Here is a 19355-nt window from a genome sequence, read left to right on the forward strand (position 1 = left end):
CTTGTAGCTCCATGAATATCTATTCGTGCTATTGTGTTTATACACTGCTCATTGGTAGTTTCCCGATTAATTCTCAATAACATCATGTAACCTCTCAGCAAACTCTTTATGTTGCACTGTGTTATAGCCCACATGGTTTCCGGGAAACTCTGCGAATTCTGTTTCGAGGTGTTCTGCTAAGTTGACTGCGCAATGGTAAGGAAAAGATTCTCGTGAATTACTTCCGACGGATGGAAGTACCTGTATCGATACAGGTTTTAATGGGGACTTTAATGCATCGATGTTTAAAGTATAGCTGAGAATTCCAGGGATTTCATACTCAGTGAAATAAGTCGAATTAACGAGTAGTCGCTCTGTTAGCATATTCTTTGATGGTCCGGAATTACTTTCATCAATATTTGACAATAATTTCATGACCTCATTTTTATGATTTCTCTTAAGGTTTTCCATGAAATTTATAGCTTGCTTCAACTCATTTTCAGGTAAAAGTTGTAATAAAATCGGTTCGTGTGGGATTAGTAACTGTACCTGCTCAGGATGGCGTATGCACAAATCAAGTCCGATGACAGCACCGGAACTACTTCCGAATACATAAGCTGGTTCATTGGTCAGATTGGCTAGTAGCCGATGAGCGTCTTCGCTATGTGTGTGTACATGATAATCCTCAGTTTTATTGACGAGATTGCTACGGGAATGACCACGGCGATCGTAAGTAACAACGGTATACCATTTAGCAAGATGATCGGCGATATTATGGAACTTGTCGGCATCACCACCCCCACCATGGATCAAAAGAAGAATTGGACCTGAACCACGCACCTCATAATAGATGCTCGCTCCAAGTACTTGCAGTGTTCCGTTTTTTAGTATACTCATTTGTACATTCTTCCTTTCTTTTGTCCTCTCCCTTAACATTACATGATTGGTGAATGATATAAAATGTAGGAAATAATTAAGAAACAAATTCACCATAAGAAAAAGCAATGAGCATCATTTCACCAGTACTTCCTTTTTATTCATTTAGAGTAGATAATTTTTTGATTGTTTTAATGGAGAGGTGATATTCATCAGCTATTTGATTAATCGTTCTACCGTTTAATAGAAGCATTTCTTTCATCGATTAGCTTTCTTGTTCCGGAACGTGTATCCCGTCTCTGATGAGAGGCTTTAGATTTAGGAATATATATTGTTTCTTATTGAACATACTTCTGAACTTCTGATATCAGCTTTTTAGGTAAAATCGCCGTCACTTTTAAATAGCTCTGCCTGCCCCATATCTGCCTGTATTAATCCATAAATGCGCTCGATTGCTCGGTGGATATCGTGTGTACATTAGCACATAATAAGTTAGATAAACGTTAAAGTCAGGAGGGTTTGTATGCAACATAATAAAAAAGCTATAGAAAAGTCTAGTTCTATTATGAAACCAAATTTTGCAGAAACTGATGCGCAAAAAGTGAAACAACAAATTCAAAATGATGTAAGAGAAGGACAAGGAGCAATGACTTCCCGTGAAGCAGGTGCAATGCGGGATTAAGAAACCACTCCTTACTGTTATTTTATTTTTTATTGAAATTTTAACCAGTAAGGAGCTATTCCTTAATCTGCTTTTGTTTCTTAAAAAGTCGTTTTTTACTTTGAAGTAACGTTTATTTCATGTGACTATTTCAATCAGAGATAATCTATTTCTCGTTTGACTTTTCCAAAAGAAAGTTTAAATTACTGTGATATAAACAATTCCAAAATTGTCTATTGTAGTCATTATCATTTATTAATATGTTAGTATCAAACTCCACTAATTTGTTCTTTAATTCATAAAAAGTGTTCATTAGATTATGACTTATGTAGTGTTCTTGCTCTAATAGTTGAATCCAACATTTTTTTAAATAATTGAAGCAGCAATACATTTTCTCTATAGAAGAATTAACAAAATATCTTTCTACTCTTTCCGTAATCTCATGTTCTAGCTCATATATTTCTCCTGTGGGCTGGTAGATAGTAATTAGATTACCTGAGTCTATATTGCTCCCAATAACAAGGTATGGTTTAAACTTCTCTAAACTCGCTAAAAACGTTTCTGTAAATTCTTTATCCAATATTGATAAAGAAAAATCATTTTGTTTTGTCCATTCCACTACATCTAAAAGAAAACCATTAGAATAGCTGTAAAATTCAATATTGAGACATTCAAATTCATTTTCTTTAATTTGATGATTAAGTAAAAAATGCTTACCATCAATGGGTAAATTTAATTTTTCTATTTCCAATGTCCTTACTCCCCCCTTATTATTTAATCCATGTTCTCCTTCAACACAAACTCAATTAAATTTTAGCATAAAGAAATGATCCCCTTAGTGAAAGTTACATATGAAATAATAAAAGGGTATGAGTTTACTGTAGCTGTGAAATAAAGTTTGATCAAAAATACCTCGCAATCCAAAGTTTTACGATAAATAAAAAGAATCCATTTTGAAAAAGATTAATCAAAATGGATTCTTCCCCAGCAGATTTAAGTTTGGTTTTTATAAAAAAGTTTGATCATTTCTACCTATGTTGTTCAACAATCGCGCCCGTTTGTGAAATTGGCAAAGGCAGTCTAATTATCGAATAGCCCTCTTCCTCTCAGATTTGCGGAAACAGGCTCCTTTCCTATTTCACGTGCCCATATAGATAACTGGCCAATATGGTGGATTTCGTGGACAATGACATGACGTATGATCTCTCCGTGTGTACATTCAATGACTCGGCGCCTGATTGGTGCGTCTCTAGAGCTAATCGGTTCTTCATTGAAATCAGTTTCTGAAAGTTTCCGAGAATCCATTTCATTTGTCCAAGATGTTACAAATGGCTTCACTTTCTCATGGTATTGAGCTGAAAGATTTTTCACTTTTTGTAAGCTAGCATAATCCTCAAACAATGGCTCCTCAGGCACTGGTGCACCTCGCAAACCTAAGATCCACATATATTCCACATCTACAATGTGAAATAGGGTATGTAGTATACTGCCGAACCCACCGACCCGTTTCTTTAATAGTTCTTTATCTGGTATGTCTTCGCACAATGTAAACCAATCATCACGAACTTGCCAGTTATATTGAAACAGTTTCAACATCACAACAACCTCTATCTTTTATAGATTTAATATTTAATTTTCACCAAAAGACTTCAAAATCCTTTTTTAAATAATAACTCTAAAAAACCTGTTAAAATCCTCCACAAACTGGCCCTTTAGTTGAGTAACTTTATTGCTACTCAACGGTTCCTTAATCCGCCTTTCAGCTCAGATCTTCTTTTCACTTTTCACTATAAAAACACCCCTTTAGATAAACAGATCCAAAGGGGCAAAACATCGCAACTTTTTTATAAACGTCGCGACTTTATTCAAAACATCGCGTCTTTTTTATAAACAGTTAATCTTTATTTCAAATCAATATTTACGACCTACACCTTTTTATCAGTAAGAATATTTGTTATATGCTTAGTGTATCAATCATGATCAATGTCACCTTCGATATATTGACTGAGTTTATCCTTAATTGCTGCACTTTCTGGAGTTACTTCTGCTACTTTACGATTGTGAAGACGAGAGCCTCCGTCCATTTCATCTAAAGGTAATATATTTTCATCATCTTGAGGAACAGTAGCAGCCATTTGTTGTAACCATTGCATTGTTAAGTTAGATGTTGTATTTTTACCATTGATTTCTGCAGTTCGTTGAATTTCCTGTTCCTGCTGATTATGAGTTACAGTCGATGTGTAAGCAGGCTCTCTATATTGTGGTGTATGTTTCGCCCTTGGCACTTCTATTGGAATTTCAGTAATAACTGGTGATTTGTTGTTAAGTTCAATAGGTTCTCTATATTTACTTGTATCGGGTACATTTTCTTTTTGAACATTGATTACTTCATTAATTTTTGCGGGTTCTGTTGTATTTGAAGTAGCAATTGATGCTGTAGCGTCCTCCTTTTCTAGCTTAGGAGCAGAATTCCTTGAGTAACCTTGAACAGACTGATTATTTGTTAACTCCCCTTCATTGTCAGTATCATCTTCATTACTATAAAAATCGTAAGTATCAGGATTTAACGTTTGTAACCAACCTTCTATTGCAGTAGGTGCTGTTTTAGGTGTACTTAATTCTTCAATTACAGTTTCTTCACTATCAACATCTGTATCTGTGACATAATCATCGTATTTTATTTCCGTATTCAATGACTCTTCACGAATTTTTAACCAATAAGCAGCTGCTTCTGCATCAACTTGAATCTTAGCTGTTTTAAACTCAGAGGCAGGAACAAAGTTAGCATTTACTTGTATCCCTCCTTGAGGAGCATTATCTTTTACAATTTTAGCAGCACACTGGAATGCTTTTTGAATTAAAATGTCATTTTCAGAAAGAATAGGTACCTCTGTTTTCGAATAAGAGTAGGATGTTCTACGAGTACTTTGTGTTTTTGCTTCTGCTGTTACCATATCAATTTCTTGATCACCTTCACGTGCCTCATAAATTGTTTTCGTACCCATTAGCTTACTAAATAATTTAGCGTCTTCATTTGTAACATCACCATAAACAAGTTTATTACGAAATGTACCTAACAGTATATCCATGAATCTTGGGCCATGTTCAATTGCTAATTGACTAATGGTTTGTGCAATAACAATTAAAGGTGCTTTATATTTACGTGATTGAGCAGGAAAACTTTTAAATGCTTTGTAAATGTAATCCGCAAACTCATCGACTAAAACCGGATGGTAAGGAGATACGTTAGGCTTACGACGGAAAACAGCATTCTGCACGGCATATAAACATAATTTACCGAATACATCAGATAGATCAGAAAGTTCCCCTTTCGCTGTGTTGACTAACAGAATACCTCCAAATTCCAAATGCTTCTCAAAATCAAAATCCGATGGACCACATAAAACACGTCGGAGCAGAGGTTGAGCAGAAATATCATTTAATGTGTTTCGTAAACCGCGAACAAAGGTTTCTTGTTTATCAATTATCTTTGGTTGACCATAGTATTTCCCTTCAGTATGATAAACAACTTCCCCTCCCCCACGGCCACCAGAAAGTTCAGGAACATAATTTAAATCAAACCATTCATCAACTTGTTTCATTATGCGGAAATGGTTTCGTTCATCCCTATCTGGAATAGATTCAATATCATTTGGAAGTCGTTCTTTTAATTTGAGATGCATCTCAAAAACGAGATTAGCATCATTATACATATCAATTAAATGCTCAAATCTGGCTTCAAATTTAGAATCATGGAGTTTTAACAAATAAATATGTTGTTTAAGATGGGAACGCTCAGACTGAACGAAGAACGGATTTCCTGCTCCATTATCAGAGAGCCCCGTTAATACTGAACATAACATCTCAGCAACTTTATCAACTGGACCACGTACAAAATTTATTGAAGGGGTATCAGGATTTGTTGGGTCTAAATAGAAAATGACACTTTCGGGAATCTTGTGTGCTAATACCAATTTATATACTTTTTCGCAGAAGTCATTAGATGGCTCGATAACTGTAAGACCATTAACCTGCGTTCCTTTTACATCCTCTGAATGATAATCTTTTCTTGCATATAAGGTTTTAAAGTTATTAATCATGGAAGCCATATAGTCAAGAATTTGATTGGCAATTGGCAAACCTAGTGCAGCTGATTTACCTGTACCAATGTTACCGATGATCATTATATTAAGCGTTAGAGACTTGCCCTGTATTACTGCCATTTCCCGTGTAGCACTGTTAGGACCAAGAAAGATATCGGGTTCAGGCAATTTTGATGGATTCTTTTCAGTGAAAAATCTGTGTAATGAAGTAGCAAGTTTTCGTTGACGATCATCATTCAAAAAGGAAAGCATCCAACCAGGTATTTTAAATACGTATTCCCATTTTCCGAATGCATCTAAAAGCTCTTTTTTATGTTCATAAAAAATCTTAAAGAGCCATAAGAGTACGAGAATAATAATAATTACAGGTATTGCAAATACAAGGTGCATGATATTACTAAAATTTGAAAGTATAGTATCTTCTAATCCTTTATCATTTAGTGAAACTTCTCCTGCTTTCGAATGTAAGAATGGAATAAATATCTTAGCTAACGGAACACTAAACGCCCATAAGTACTGGGCAACTATACCGATTAACATTATCGAGAAAATAAACCATCTACGTTTTATCTCCTGATAGGTTTTAACTTTGGTTGATAGCTGCCAAGTATAAATTAAAATCCAAAAGCTAAAAAAGGTTTCAATGTAATAATTAGTTTCAAACGGATTACCGAAGATACTTAACGTAGGTAATGGAGCTCCCATTTGTATGGACCAGAAAGAAGCGTATTTATATATTCCTCTAAAAGCAAAATACCAAGCTAGCAGAAGTAGTAATGTTATAACATAGTAAGATGAGCGGGCTGCTAAACGATATTTCCAGCTTTTTGTAATGTCGATTGTAACTGTATAGGAATTTTTTTTACTCTTTCCGGCTTTTGGATCCTCGCCATTACCTGGTGCATTATTGAGTTCAGCATTCTTTTGAACTGCATTCTCCAAATTCTTGTTTCACCCTCTCTTTTAACGAATAAAAAGCAGCGGTGAAATTAAGCAATTCAGCAGAAGTAGCCAATAATATATTCTCTGGTGCTATGGAATTGTGATACAAATCAGTAAATATGGCTTGCTGCCCATGCTCTAATTCATCCGCTTCATATATCCCCAAAATCTTTATTGGGTTTAGTGTTCGGTGTTGATTTTGCATGGCCAACAATCCTGATAATTGCTGTAATTTAAAGTGTGTGTTAACCTCCCCTACCTTAAGTATTGTTAATATACATAATATTTCTAAGTAATCTAAAGATTTTTTTTCTTCATCAGGTGCTTTTTTTCGTAATACCAAAATGTCATCTGTTAGCTCAAGTAGTTTAGAATGTTGAATCCCTTTCGCTTGAATTTCATTTTTATTAGAAATCCACTCTACCGAATAAGGGAAAGAAGAATTTATGTTTAAACGTTCAGCGATTTTTTTGAGCAAATGACTTTTGTTTAAACTATTAATTTCGCGAATTTCATGAAGAATATTATTTATTACAAGTGCAGATCCACCCATATTGCTTACGTAAACATTTAGGTTATTCACTACACTTAAACGTGGTATATTGCTGAAAGCCTTTTTTAAATTTGTTACACGAGTAGTTCTTTTTTTGTAAGTAGTAATTGTGTGATAGGAATCATCGATTACTGAAAATAATACGTAAAACTGTTTAGACGGATTAGAAGCAGCGATATCAAGATATTTTTTTAGCTTGTTTTCTAGAAATGGAATGTTTTCTGTTCCTGTATCAACTTCAATATTGATAATAGAATCGTTACATGTAAGAACCCAATCAGGAATGATTAATGGGTTTCCCTTTGAATCTAGGTAAAACTCTTTAGATGGACGAAATGAATAAACGAGGTGAGGTAGATCTGGTTGGAAGGAAACGGGTTGAAGTTCTGGCTGAAACATTTCGCGATACTCTTCATCTTCGTATAAGAAGTAAACATCATTTGAATCGGAATACATTAGGTTAGGTAAATGTAAGTTTTGCTTCACAATTGAGTTTAATGGAAAAAGATAATCGCCATTACCACCTACAATTGCACCGGTATGTTCATTTTGGGATTCTGCTTCAAGTAGATTTAGCACAAATTGTGTAATAGCTATATTGTGTTCATATTGCCTTTTGGTAACAAACGAGGTGGTGTAATCAGTAATTAATTTTAAACGATATAATACTTCTGTTCCCTTTGAAGCTATAGAAACGAAATCCAATGTAAAGCCACGCTTTTTTCTCACACTTATATTTTCTTTTTTTATTAATTTCATTTTTGCCCACTTAGTTAACTTTGATGAAAATGTAGTTCGACTTATTGGCTCCCCACTTATCAATTCATAAAATTTTCTTAATTGAATTTGAGATACTGTTCGTTGTTCATATAAAAATAAGACTGTAAAAATATCAGAACGATTAAAATAAACTCCACGATCATTCTCTCCGACGATATATTTAACGGCATGATCAAATGATTTTTTCAATTTTAAACACTCCCTTGATATGGAAATAAAATACGGAATCTGCATAAAATCAGGTACAATTGTCATGAAATGAAAGTAATTAATGTTGGATAAATTAAGCAGTTCAGTACATAAAAATGATTAGTGTATATTTTAACTGAAATTTACAAAAAAGTAATTCATTATCCCCTATGGACTCTCGGTTTAAAAATACATATTATTTCGTCAGGTGTAGGTAATTAAAATCAATGATACCAAGTAGGAATTTACTATTAGAGTTCGTCATTTGTACTTCGACATAGATAAAAGAACATATGACGAACTCTAATGATGAAAAAAGAGTTCGTCATATGTATCTCGTCATATATGTGTAGAATAACAAAAATAAATAAAATGTACAGTGAATATTCTTTTGCATAGATGATATTAAGTATTAAACAAAATTGTATTTAATTCTGTAGAGCTATTTGTTTATCAGAAGGAAAAATCACATCATAAAAGAAATAAGTAAATAAACATAATAAAGTAAATGAAAATTGTGTATATTTCATATTTTGCATGTTACAATCTGATTTAAGGGGTGAAAAAATGCGGAATTTGAACACAGAATATGGGCTAATAAAAACAATTATACAAAGTGAATTTGAAACAGACGTTCTTTATAACATGGTAACTAACACATTAAATAAAGAATATGAGATAATTCCATTACAGTTTGCTGCTTTAGATCCTTATAAAATCTACAATACTTCACAAGTTAGTAGACTATTGAGACTGAAACCTAATAAATTAAGGTATTTAATTAACAGATACGGTGAATACATCCAGTTAATAAAAAAAGGAACTAAATATGTTATTTCATTTAAAGCTGTATACAAGATTTATTTAGTACATCTATGTTTAACAAAGAAATTAATTAGTTTATCAGAGTTTAATCGTTTTATGGCTTTACATGTGAGTTATAGTGATTATATTGACATGAAATTGACAAGTTATACTGATAAATTTGTAGAACTTAATTTCAGAGAAAAACAAATGAATGGAAATGAATCACAATTTTATATGTTATTTCTGCAAATATCAGAAATAACTACGGAATTAATAAAAGAAATAACGAAATATAACATGACATTGACATCCCCTTTCCTTTCTGTAGACAACCAACAGAAAAATGAGTTATTGAAAAAGAAGCAGAATCATAAAGATCTGTTTAATAAACTAAGTGTTTTATATAAAACTATATAGTTAAAAGAGTAATACTTAAGAAGTATTACTCTTTTTTTATAGGGGTATATACACGTTTTATTGATAAGTCTTTAATATAAGACCTTTAAGTAGGGCGTGTAATAATTCGTGGTAATATTCTATTGACATGAAATTAATATAAAAGCATATAAAACCTTTAATGATAAGTCTTTATCTATACGTCTTATATACAGTTGGTATATATAAGATGTATAGATGGAACGACCATGATAATAGTACGTTATTTTAGGAGTATTATATATTGAAATTATAATTCTAGATAAAAATATACAAAAATAATGCACTCATATTTATTATTTAATAGTTATTGTTAGTTATATGAAACCTGATATTAACATGTTTTGTTTACTGCTTATATAAACGACTTTCATGTACGTCTTATACATTTAACATTGATATATAGAACATTGTTTCGATTTTACATTTTGTAAATTATATATAAGTCTTGTATATAACAACTTAATATAAGACTTATATATAATGACTTGATATACGTCTTACAATGATGTAATATGTTTTTAGGAATAATTAACCAACGTTTTAAGGGGGGGACAACTTGAACGAGGTATTAAGTGAAAAATATAAACAAAACAAATTCACTGAAGAAGTTGTGGAAATGTTTGCAGACATTATTGAAGAAGACGAAATACTCTACAATGTATTTCATTACATAGGATCACAAGTAAACAAACAATACCAAGAGACAAAGTATATGAGAGGAATCTCAATAAATGAAATAGTAGAAAGTGTTGTTATTGATAGGAGAGTAAAGAAACCTAAGGGTAAATCCTATTCATTAGAACTTGAAAGAACTAACATTTCAAGAAGATCGGCAGAAGGTAGTGTTGCTACTTTAGCTTCAATGTCATTAATAACAGAAAAAATTATGCATCCGTATAAGTTTTTAATTTCAACTATTAGGGGACAACAAGTATTAGTTGAATTAGGGAAACGTAAAAAAAGTAATGAGAATAAGGGAGAGATAAAATAATGGCAAAAAACTTTCTGAAAAACGAAGTAGCTGTGAAAATGACTATGGTTGGTTTTGGTCAAGCTGGAACTAGAATGGTAGATAAGTTTGCTGAGTATAAGCATACAGACGGTACAGCAGTTTATAATTGCCTAGCATTGAATAGTAATGATGGGGATTTAGCTGAACTGAAAAATGTGCCGAAAAGTAACCAAGTTTCACTAAAATTAGGTGGTTTAGGTAAGAATCCTGAGCGTGCTGTAAAGGTGTTAGAATCTAATGAAGAAGCTAAAGATAAACTAAAAGAATTTATAACGGAACGTGTTAGACCAACTGATGAATTAGTACTATTTTTTGCAGGTTTAGGCGGTGGTACAGGTACATCTACAATTATTCAAGCAATTGAAGAATTCTCTGCTTTTCATAATAAACCTGTAATTGCTGAAGAACTTAAAAGTATGGCAATGAAAATTCCTAGAGAAGAATTAATAAAAAATCAACAAAAGTATGCAAGAATTGCTTTCAATAATGCAATTGAACGTAAAGATTTCATTAAAATGGGTATTGTGGTTACACTTCCAGTAAGAGCAGATGGCCCTGATGTACTGCGACAAGTAAATAAGTTCTCACAAGAAATTTGGAAGTTAGCAAATGATCCAGCTAAAGGCGTAGCATTTGTTGTATTTGCGGATAATCAACACTTCTATGATGAGTTTAAGGGATTAAACGAAAATGAGAAAAAAGGCATTGGAAACTCACGAGACTATGCAAACCAACGCATTGGAGATATTATTCATGAGTTAAATACAGCTGCTAATGGTTCAGGAACATCAGTAATTCTAGATTCTCAGGACTTTAAACGAATTTTACTAGAAAAGACAGGCTGTTTAGTAATTAATAAGGTTTCACGTAATATGAACCAAATTGAAAATAGTAAAGAAATTGTAGATATGTTCTCAGAATCATTGAAAGGAAGCTCATTCCATCACCCTATTGACCTGATGAAGACAAATGAAAATGGAGATTTAGAGGCATCAAAGGTACATCATTTTGGGATGTTAGCAATTTTAGATGAACAGAAGAACATTGATGATTCATTTATGGATGATGCAAAAGTAGAAGTAACAAATAAACTACCAATCAATGGAACTGTTTTTAATGGTTATTTAGTGAGTAAAAATGATTTTATGGGTAGCGTGTATACTTTCTATAAGACAGATGCATTACCATCTCGATTATCTAAAGGATTAGTTGAAGAATATAATGAATTTAAGGAAAAACAAAGTCAGATTCAATATACAAAGTCCCAAATTACTACTATTGAAGCGCAAGACTCGGACGATGATTTTAATATTAACTTTGGTGATTACTTTGAATTAGAATCAGATAAAAATGAAGGACCACAAGTGCAAGATGATGAAGAATTAGCGGCATTTATGGATCCTGATAAGATGTTCGGAACTAAATAAAAAATAAGCCTGGAATTGTCCAGGCTTATTTTTCTGTTTTCATTACATTTTTCATATATTCAATCATGTTCTCATCAATATAGTTTTCTATAAATAGTTGTTTTCTCACAAGATCTTCCTCTTTTTTAAACCAACCAACTTTTTTTATACGAGTTTCTTCTGGTTGTGTATTCCACTCTTTTTCAGCTTGTTTTCTTAACTCTGTACGCGCTCTATGTTGAATAATTATATTATCTAGTCTTTCTTGTCTTTGGCGCTCTTTTAACTTCTCAGGATCTTCTGGTTCAGGTAGCACTGCACGTATCGCCTCTTCAAACTTTCCTTGATACTCTAATTCAATGTTTTGTAAATGCATTTGAATCTTTTGCTCTACTATTTTTTCAATAGTCGCTGCAGCTTCCTGCATGTTTAATTGGGTTGAGACTTCACTGGTTTGATTTTCTGGAGAAACTGGTCTTAGTTCAAATTGATGTGGTAAAAGCTCAATAATTGCATCTAGCGACCACTTTTCATCCCTCTTTAGCTTGATAAATAAAGCTATGTCTAAATCCAGTGTGTTATATAGCTTTTCATTTGTATTATTGGTTCTTAATGTTCCGTGTAACCCCTTTTCCTCTAGGATATTGAACCAATTGTATACAGTGTTATGATGTCGGCCTACTAGTTTTGAAAACTCTGTTATTCGCCAAGCTTTTTCAAAAGTATCTTCATGACTAGAGTTTGTATTATTGGACTCCATATGTTCATTTGTATTTTTGTTATCTTGTTCAATCATCGTTATACCTCCTTGAAATATAATGGCCATAGCAAAATGTAATTAACATATAAAGTGAGATTAACATGTTAAGTGTCTTTCGACGATATAAAACTCAATACCTTTATTGATTGACATTCACATGAAATATGTCATTAATATATAAAGCATCACTTGTTAACATAAAGTTGATAAATCAGGTTTTTGAATTAACTATTGTTAATGTCCTGTTAATAATCCGTTAGTTATTAATGATTATTGTTGCTATGAAATTAACAAATTAGTCTACAATATACTAATGATAAGAAAATATTAGTGATTTGTAAATAAATTATAAGGATATAGCATTAAACTTAAAGACTTAAAAGCTAAAAAGTATGTATAAATCTAAAGAGAAAAGCCCATACTAATAGTGAATAAAGGCCTATATTTATTATAATTTATGATACCCGGTAGTAGAAAAGCAAGAACTGTATAGCTAATTGGTTTCAGTAGGTCTTTAGAATGCACGTGAAGGCTTATTATAGGTTATTGAAGTACTTTTATGCGGTTTTTAATATAAACTTACTTTTTTAAGAGAGATCACCCTTTACAAGTGATCTCTATATAATCAAAATTGATTTATACAATTGCTATTTTTAAATCGAAAGTAATAAAAGGCGATTCATTATTTTTTATTACTATTAAAATGTTTTCAAGAATGATATCTTCCGCAGTTTATGCAGTGAATTTTACTATAGAAAAAAGTCCTTTAATAGATGTAGAATCTAAAACTCTATCTGTATGTACATTCTCAACTTTAGAATCGGCAATTGTTAATGTTATGTCAATATTAATTAACGATAGTTGATATGAAACTACCATTAATTAATAACTAGCCCTATTAACATGTTAATTTCAGGTTATATATCAATGATAAATAAAGAGAAAACTGTTAATTTTCGTGTGTTATTAATAAGAAACGATCAATTGTATGGATCTCTTGTTAATGTCTATCCACAATTATAGTTCTTTTAGGGTATTTTCCTTTTTGTTTTTCAATAGAAATCTGTTCCTATGTGCACTGCTACTATTTAATTGTCAATGTCATATTAATGTTAAATGCAAATTTTTGATATAACATTAATAATTAAATAGCATGTCTCTTTACGTTTTGCTTTTAGACTATATGTCATTGCGATTAAATTTTAACTATGTTTTGATAGTGTGAAAACATCTTTTAGGATAGATCATCACTAAATTTGCTTCGAGTAAACTTCCACAGAAGAAAATTTTCACCGATATAGATTTTGAAATCTCGAAATCCATAAACGCTTTCGCTTTTTGACACCTTATTGTCAATGTCTTATCAATATGAATTAGAATAATATCAATAACAAAAGAAAATGAGTGCTTAACATGTTAATCTCAAGTTACATATCAATGATAAATGAAAAGAAAACTGTTATTTTTTGATATTACTAATAAGAAACCATCAATTGTATGGATTTCTTATTAGCTTCTAACTACAATTATAGTTCTTTTAAAGTGTTTTTTGGTTTTTCGATAGAAATCTGTTGTGGTAGATAAATTTATAACTAATACAAATCTCGAAGACTTAAGATCTGTATTTATGCGTATTTTAACTACTTAATTGTTAATGTCATATTAATGTTAAACGCAAATTGTTGATATAAGATTAACAATATAGACAGTATTCCTTTCTATGTGTTGTTTTTAGACTATATGTCAATGATAAATAAAGGGTAAAATGCTGTCATCATTTATTATCCTAATTAAATTTTCAACTATGTTTTAATGGTGTCGAGACATTTTCTAGGATAGATCATCACTAGATTCACTTCAAGAAAACTGCCGAAGAAGAAAAAAATCAATCGATATAGATTTTGAAATCTTGAAAGCTATAAACGATTCTTCTTTTTTGAAATCTTATTGTCAATGTTATGTCAATCTTATTCAAAATGATATTGATAACAAAAGAAAATAATCAATTAACATGTTAATCTCAGTTAACATGTTAATAACAAATAAGAGATTGAAAACCATTTCTCTTTTCATTGGTATCAACATGAGATTGATAGTTTCATGGTGTTTCTTTTTTTATGTCGTACTAGCATTTAAACATTTGCAAAGGTAGTTTATTAATTAACTTATTTCCGTACAATCAGTTGGAGTGGATTAATGTTCATCTAATATAGATTTTGAAGTTTAGATAGGTACAAACGTTTTTGATAAGTAGCTGCTTGTTAATGTTATGTTAATGTTAACCGGTGGATACTAGCGATAAAGTTGGTACGCTTCATTTGACATGTTAATCTCAGCTGATATGTCAATGTCAAATGCGGGTGAGATGTGTTGATTTTCTGTTGGTATCAACATGAGATTGATAATTATATGACTGTTTTATAGTCCGTATTCTAAAGTGTTTTTGAGTAGGATTAATTAAATTTGAACAAAATATAATCTTATGATGCTTGTTTACAAGAAAATGATTATGGTTAACAACAGTGCCCTTGATAGCGCAATTAATTGGTTAGTAGAGAGTATACTGCACCAAAAAAAGTTAGCAGAAAAACATTAGTGGACGGTTAATAAGGAGGCTCCTTATAGCTTAGTAAATATAGATTGCTAAAATAGTATTTAATTCCGAAGAAGTTCTCGCTTCAAAAGGTCCAAAAGGGGTTAAGCAGTAAGATGCCCATATATAATTATAGTGGGAGTTTAATAATATTATAATTAACCTCTAGATTAAATAAAGAATTTTTAGTATATTCTTATTATAACTTGTTAATTTTTTTAATTTCTAGTGATTGCATGAAGCCCTTCGGGTTACGGATTAAATTACACGTTTGTGTGGTATTTAACCTCCGTATTCCAAAGGGCTTTTTTATTTGCTCAAGGGGAAAGGAGATATGTGATGTCAATTGAAAAGTTAGCAGCAAGTAGAATATTAAGGCCAGTGAGAAGCATGAATAAGGGGAGTAATGAGAGGTGGTTTGAATATTATAGAACAACGTGCCCTATATGTGGTAAGCAAGGATGGTGCATGGTTAATGATTCTGAAACTAAAATAATATGTGGACGAATTTCATCTGAAACAGTATTGGGGGAAGCAGGCTATTTACATATAATAGCTGAAGATCAAAAAAGGGGATATGACTTTTCTCAAAATCAGATGATTAAGGAACATAGGAAGAAAAATGATTACAACCTTGATATTATTTATACTTTATTCCTAGAATTTTTAGACATGCGAGATGAACATATTAAAATGTTAATGGGATCGAAACATAGGGTTACAAGTGAAGTAATAAATGTTAGAAATTACAAAAGTTTTCCTATTAAACCTTGGGATACTACGAAAGAGCTAATAAAAAAAGTAGGAGGGAAAACAAGCTATATTGTTGGAATTCCAGGATTTTATGCAAAAGAAACAAAGGATGGAAGATATTTTACGTTTGCAGGAAGGAGAGATTCTTTATTAATACCGCAGAGAAATATATATAATCAGATATGCGGTTTTCAATGTAGAATTGATAATCCTGAATATATGACAGTTGTAAAAAATCATAAACCAAGCTTTAAGGCAGAAGTTATTGAGCAACCCAATGTTATAGAGGTGACCTATAAAATCAATGGGAAGATAGAGTCTATATTTAAAGGTAAAATCGATGTTAAAGAATGGTATGAAATTAATTATGAAGGTGAAAAATTAGGTGAAGTACAATTAAAGTTAGAAAGTAAATATATTTGGATCAGTTCAGGTGGGAAATTCCATGGAACAGGAGCTGGGAACCCATTGCCAATACATGTAGCAGTACCTAGTCGAGAGTTGAAAAGTTTGGAACGTGGAGAACTAATAAAAAAGGATAATGTATGGATTTCAGAAGGCGCTCTAAAGTCTGATATTGCTGCAGAAAATTTAGACGAGCTTCTAACAAATGAGGAAAAAGTAATGTATGGTACCACAGTTGTATCAATACCTGGGGTTAAAGTATGGAGAATATTAATTGAACCGTTAAAAAAAATGGGAGTTAAACAGGCGACGTTCGCTTTAGATATGGATATGATTACAAATTCAGATGTTCAGCGGTCGTTATTAGAATGTGCGCAAGCGCTTTATCAAGAAGGGATAAGTATTAATTATGCAAGTTGGGATATTAATCTTGGAAAGGGTCTAGATGATTTACTGTTAAACGATTATATTCCAGCAATAGAGAAAGTGAGATAAACGCTATTTTAATTGAAGTGAATTAAGATATATATTAATAAGGGGTAGAAATGATTCAGTACTTTTCTATACCATAACTAGAATGAGTGGGTTTTATAAAATCGAAGGATGTATTGTATAGAAGAATACAATACATCCATTGTTTTATACGTATTCTTGATAGTCATCAGGGTTTAAATTGTATATATAATTAGTTTAATCATAAGGAAATGATGGATATTTTAATATCCTGGTAATTTTTGAATTTTTAGAATAATTTATTTTACATTTTGTTATAATCCTATATCATATACATACAGGAGAAATTTGGAAGAGTTTTGAAGGAGAAGTTTCGTATCTATGTAATACCGATAGTAGTTTTTAAGTACTAAATAATACTATTTATGTATACGAGGTGAAACGAATGGGGAGACGAGTAAGCGAGAAGAAAACAAAAGAGCAGTTTTTATATGAAAGAAGAAGACAATTAGAAATAATGGAAGGTATTAGTAGCATCTGCAAAGGATGCGATATTTATATAGAATTGAGAAAAACGAAAGCACATAAAGAAGTTGCCAATACATGCGCAAGGAACTGTAAGTTGATTAGTAACGTACAAAAGGAGACAAAGATGTTTTTAGAAACAATTCGTTAAAAATGAGAAGGGAGGAATAAGTATGAATCAATCATATAGCAGCTTGAATCGCGATGAGTCATTAAATAAAACTATAACACAAGGTTCTACTGCAAGAAGTATTAAGCCAATGGCTTATCCAGAAGGTAACACTTTTGAAATTAAGGAAATGGGAAATTATCAGGTACTTTCAAAACAAGAAAGTTTAAATTTATTTCAGCGGTACAAACATGGTGAAAAGGATCTACGTGATTATTTGTTTCATGTGAATGTAGGGTTAGTATTATCTATTGCAAGAAAGTACAAAAACAAGCACCCTGATATAGAGTTTGATGATCTGGTTCAAGAAGGAAATGAGGGAATGTTACGGGCAATGGAAGATTTTAATCCAGCTTTAGGCTATTGCTTTTCCACATACGCTTTTTGGTGGATACAAAAAAGGATGTTAGGAATTATATGTAAAAAAAGGTCGGGACCTTTTAAAATACCTAACTATGTGAATCAATTTAATTTAAAATATGTTGAATTAGAAGATAAATATTTACAAATGTACAACAGACCCCCTTCGGTGGAGGAAGTTGTAAAAGAGTTAGATGTAACTAGCGAAATAGTCATTAGGCACAACGTATATTATAAGCGAGCTACTACTATGACTTTGGATATAGATACAATAAATGAAGATATAGGTATATCAAATTCATCCCATGATGATAAATCAGCAATTCCTTCAATAAATGAGATGGTAATTGAAGACTTAAATTACGAGATATGGTTAATATTTGATGAAGTATTAAACCCAAAACAAAAGATGGTACTAAATCTATGTTTTGGTCTTTTAGATGGTAAAGTGTATTTGCATAAAGAAATTGCAAAAGCACTTATGATAACAACTGAAAGAGTGTCACAAATAAAGGAAGAAGCAATTAAAAAATTGAAGAAATGTGACTATAAAGATGAAATTTTTAATCTACTACATGAAAAGTTGAAAGTTATGGATGAACTTAATATGGTGTGAAAATATAAACTCATATATCCCTGAATATTCAATGCAGTAAGTGTGTAGTATCTTTTTTTATCTAAAATTTGAAACAAAGTGATGCATTAAGAGGAGAACATGTACTATGAATTCAATAGATGTAAAGTAAAAAGAAGGATAAATGGGTGCAGACCATTTATCCTTTTTTAATTTATCATGCTTAAAAAATAATATTATCACTAATTTTCCTTAGTTTTTTTGTGGAAATATCTAATGATTAATTATGAAGGATGAATAATTTAATTACTCTCATTAATGAGGTACTGATAGAAAGGAGGCTGTTGTTGTTTTATGCAAAATAATAGAAAAAGAAACGTAATTAAAGAAAGAATTAGACAAGAAAAAGAACGACGTGAGCGATTACTAGCAGAGGAAGAAGAACAATATGAAGATGTCTACAAAGATCCAATAAATGAGCAAATACAACAAGAGCATTCAGAACAGCCGCGGAACCAACGTGAAGAAAGTGTAAATGTAAATTTACCAAAAAATGAACCTTCAAATAGTAACCCAGCTCTTGCTTGGATCACTACAATTCAAAAACAGGCAGGCACTTCTGAAAATGATTTAAAAATAGAAGAAGCACGGGAACGTGAAGAAGAAGCACGTAGAAAGGCAGAAGAAGAAAGAAAACAAGCAGGAGCAGAAGCGCGTAGAAAAGCAGAGGAAGAAGCAAGAAAACGTGAAGAAGTGGAAGCACGTAGAAAGGCAGAAGAAGAAGCAAGAAAACGTGAAGAAGTGGAAGCACGTAAAAAGGCAGAAGAAGAAGCAAGAAAACGTGAAGAAGTGGAAGCGCGTAGAGAAGCAGAGGAAGAAGCAAGGGAACGTGAAGAAGTGGAAGCACGTAGAAAGGCAGAAGAAGAAGCAAGAAAACGTGAAGAAGTGGAAGCACGTAAAAAGGCAGAAGAAGAAGCAAGAAAACGAGCAGAAGCGGAAACGCGTAGAAGGGCCGAA

Annotated in this window: 13 protein-coding genes and 2 pseudogenes; 8 read left to right on the top strand and 7 right to left on the bottom strand. The window is 31.9% G+C overall.

Features of this window, described 5'->3' with window-relative positions; genetic code table 11:
* Positions 1–66: 66 nt before the first annotated feature.
* Positions 67–876 (bottom strand): alpha/beta fold hydrolase, encoded by an 810-nt coding sequence (locus ACTFP3_RS28980; protein ID WP_440011956.1) that lies wholly within the window; start codon positions 874–876, stop codon positions 67–69.
* Positions 877–1012: 136 nt separating this feature from the next.
* Positions 1013–1277, bottom strand: a pseudogene (locus tag ACTFP3_RS28985) (CD3324 family protein).
* A gap of 101 nt (positions 1278–1378) precedes the next feature.
* Here ACTFP3_RS28985 and ACTFP3_RS28990 point away from each other — a divergent pair.
* On the top strand, positions 1379–1537 hold the full coding sequence (locus ACTFP3_RS28990; RefSeq protein ID WP_164876550.1) for a hypothetical protein: 159 nt from the start codon (positions 1379–1381) through the stop codon (positions 1535–1537).
* Between the two features lie 145 nt (positions 1538–1682).
* Here ACTFP3_RS28990 and ACTFP3_RS28995 read toward each other — a convergent pair whose 3' ends face one another.
* The 4 genes from ACTFP3_RS28995 to ACTFP3_RS29010 all read right to left on the bottom strand — a co-directional run bounded on the left by ACTFP3_RS28995 (position 1683) and on the right by ACTFP3_RS29010 (position 8083).
* On the bottom strand, positions 1683–2267 hold the full coding sequence (locus ACTFP3_RS28995) for a hypothetical protein (RefSeq protein WP_200462715.1): 585 nt from the start codon (positions 2265–2267) through the stop codon (positions 1683–1685).
* A 329-nt stretch (positions 2268–2596) separates the two neighbouring features.
* The gene (locus ACTFP3_RS29000; RefSeq protein WP_440011958.1) at positions 2597–3112 is read right to left on the bottom strand and encodes a DinB family protein; all 516 of its coding nucleotides are present in this window, start codon (positions 3110–3112) and stop codon (positions 2597–2599) included.
* Between the two features lie 374 nt (positions 3113–3486).
* A complete protein-coding gene (locus ACTFP3_RS29005) occupies positions 3487–6561 on the bottom strand; it encodes a type IV secretory system conjugative DNA transfer family protein (protein WP_440011959.1) in 3075 nt (1024 codons plus the stop codon).
* Entirely contained in the window at positions 6533–8083 is a 1551-nt protein-coding gene (locus ACTFP3_RS29010; RefSeq protein WP_440011961.1) for a replication-relaxation family protein, read from the bottom strand. The genes ACTFP3_RS29005 and ACTFP3_RS29010 overlap by 29 nt, the downstream gene beginning before the upstream one ends.
* A gap of 537 nt (positions 8084–8620) precedes the next feature.
* On the opposite strand from ACTFP3_RS29010, the gene ACTFP3_RS29015 reads away from it, so the two are divergent.
* The 3 genes from ACTFP3_RS29015 (at position 8621) to ACTFP3_RS29025 (ending at position 11767) form a co-directional block, all read left to right on the top strand.
* Complete coding sequence (locus ACTFP3_RS29015; protein WP_440011962.1) at positions 8621–9307, top strand: hypothetical protein; 687 nt, start codon at positions 8621–8623, stop codon at positions 9305–9307.
* 577 nt (positions 9308–9884) lie between these two features.
* On the top strand, positions 9885–10319 hold the full coding sequence (locus ACTFP3_RS29020; RefSeq protein WP_001006720.1) for a hypothetical protein: 435 nt from the start codon (positions 9885–9887) through the stop codon (positions 10317–10319).
* Positions 10319–11767 (top strand): cell division protein FtsZ, encoded by a 1449-nt coding sequence (locus ACTFP3_RS29025; protein ID WP_440011964.1) that lies wholly within the window; start codon positions 10319–10321, stop codon positions 11765–11767. Before ACTFP3_RS29020 ends, ACTFP3_RS29025 begins: the two co-directional genes overlap by 1 nt.
* A 25-nt stretch (positions 11768–11792) precedes the next feature.
* On the opposite strand, the gene ACTFP3_RS29030 is transcribed toward ACTFP3_RS29025, so the two are convergent.
* The gene (locus ACTFP3_RS29030; protein ID WP_139894829.1) at positions 11793–12542 is read right to left on the bottom strand and encodes a MerR family transcriptional regulator; all 750 of its coding nucleotides are present in this window, start codon (positions 12540–12542) and stop codon (positions 11793–11795) included.
* 2896 nt (positions 12543–15438) lie between these two features.
* Between ACTFP3_RS29030 and ACTFP3_RS29035 the strand changes: the two genes are divergently transcribed.
* The 4 genes and pseudogenes from ACTFP3_RS29035 to ACTFP3_RS29050 form a co-directional block, all read left to right on the top strand.
* On the top strand, positions 15439–16752 hold the full coding sequence (locus ACTFP3_RS29035) for a DUF3854 domain-containing protein (RefSeq protein ID WP_087967535.1): 1314 nt from the start codon (positions 15439–15441) through the stop codon (positions 16750–16752).
* A gap of 403 nt (positions 16753–17155) precedes the next feature.
* The gene (locus ACTFP3_RS29040) at positions 17156–17386 is read left to right on the top strand and encodes a hypothetical protein (RefSeq protein ID WP_000533697.1); all 231 of its coding nucleotides are present in this window, start codon (positions 17156–17158) and stop codon (positions 17384–17386) included.
* Positions 17387–17408: 22 nt separating this feature from the next.
* Positions 17409–18380: a sigma-70 family RNA polymerase sigma factor gene (locus ACTFP3_RS29045; RefSeq protein ID WP_440011966.1), complete on the top strand. Its 972-nt coding sequence runs from the start codon at positions 17409–17411 to the stop codon at positions 18378–18380.
* Positions 18381–18692: 312 nt separating this feature from the next.
* A pseudogene (locus tag ACTFP3_RS29050) lies at positions 18693–19355 on the top strand (hypothetical protein); the annotation flags it as partial.

The organism is Bacillus cereus group sp. MYBK5-2 (assembly GCF_051915685.1).
GTDB lineage: Bacteria > Bacillota > Bacilli > Bacillales > Bacillaceae_G > Bacillus_A > Bacillus_A cereus.

Coding starts and splice junctions, on each gene's coding strand:
- ACTFP3_RS28980 (WP_440011956.1), bottom strand. CDS start 876: ATGAGTATACTAAAAAACGGAACACTGCAAGTACTTGGAGCGAGCATC.
- ACTFP3_RS28990 (WP_164876550.1), top strand. CDS start 1,379: ATGCAACATAATAAAAAAGCTATAGAAAAGTCTAGTTCTATTATGAAA.
- ACTFP3_RS29000 (WP_440011958.1), bottom strand. CDS start 3,112: ATGTTGAAACTGTTTCAATATAACTGGCAAGTTCGTGATGATTGGTTT.
- ACTFP3_RS29015 (WP_440011962.1), top strand. CDS start 8,621: ATGTTACAATCTGATTTAAGGGGTGAAAAAATGCGGAATTTGAACACA.
- ACTFP3_RS29025 (WP_440011964.1), top strand. CDS start 10,319: ATGGCAAAAAACTTTCTGAAAAACGAAGTAGCTGTGAAAATGACTATG.
- ACTFP3_RS29030 (WP_139894829.1), bottom strand. CDS start 12,542: ATGATTGAACAAGATAACAAAAATACAAATGAACATATGGAGTCCAAT.
- ACTFP3_RS29035 (WP_087967535.1), top strand. CDS start 15,439: ATGTCAATTGAAAAGTTAGCAGCAAGTAGAATATTAAGGCCAGTGAGA.
- ACTFP3_RS29040 (WP_000533697.1), top strand. CDS start 17,156: ATGGGGAGACGAGTAAGCGAGAAGAAAACAAAAGAGCAGTTTTTATAT.
- ACTFP3_RS29045 (WP_440011966.1), top strand. CDS start 17,409: ATGAATCAATCATATAGCAGCTTGAATCGCGATGAGTCATTAAATAAA.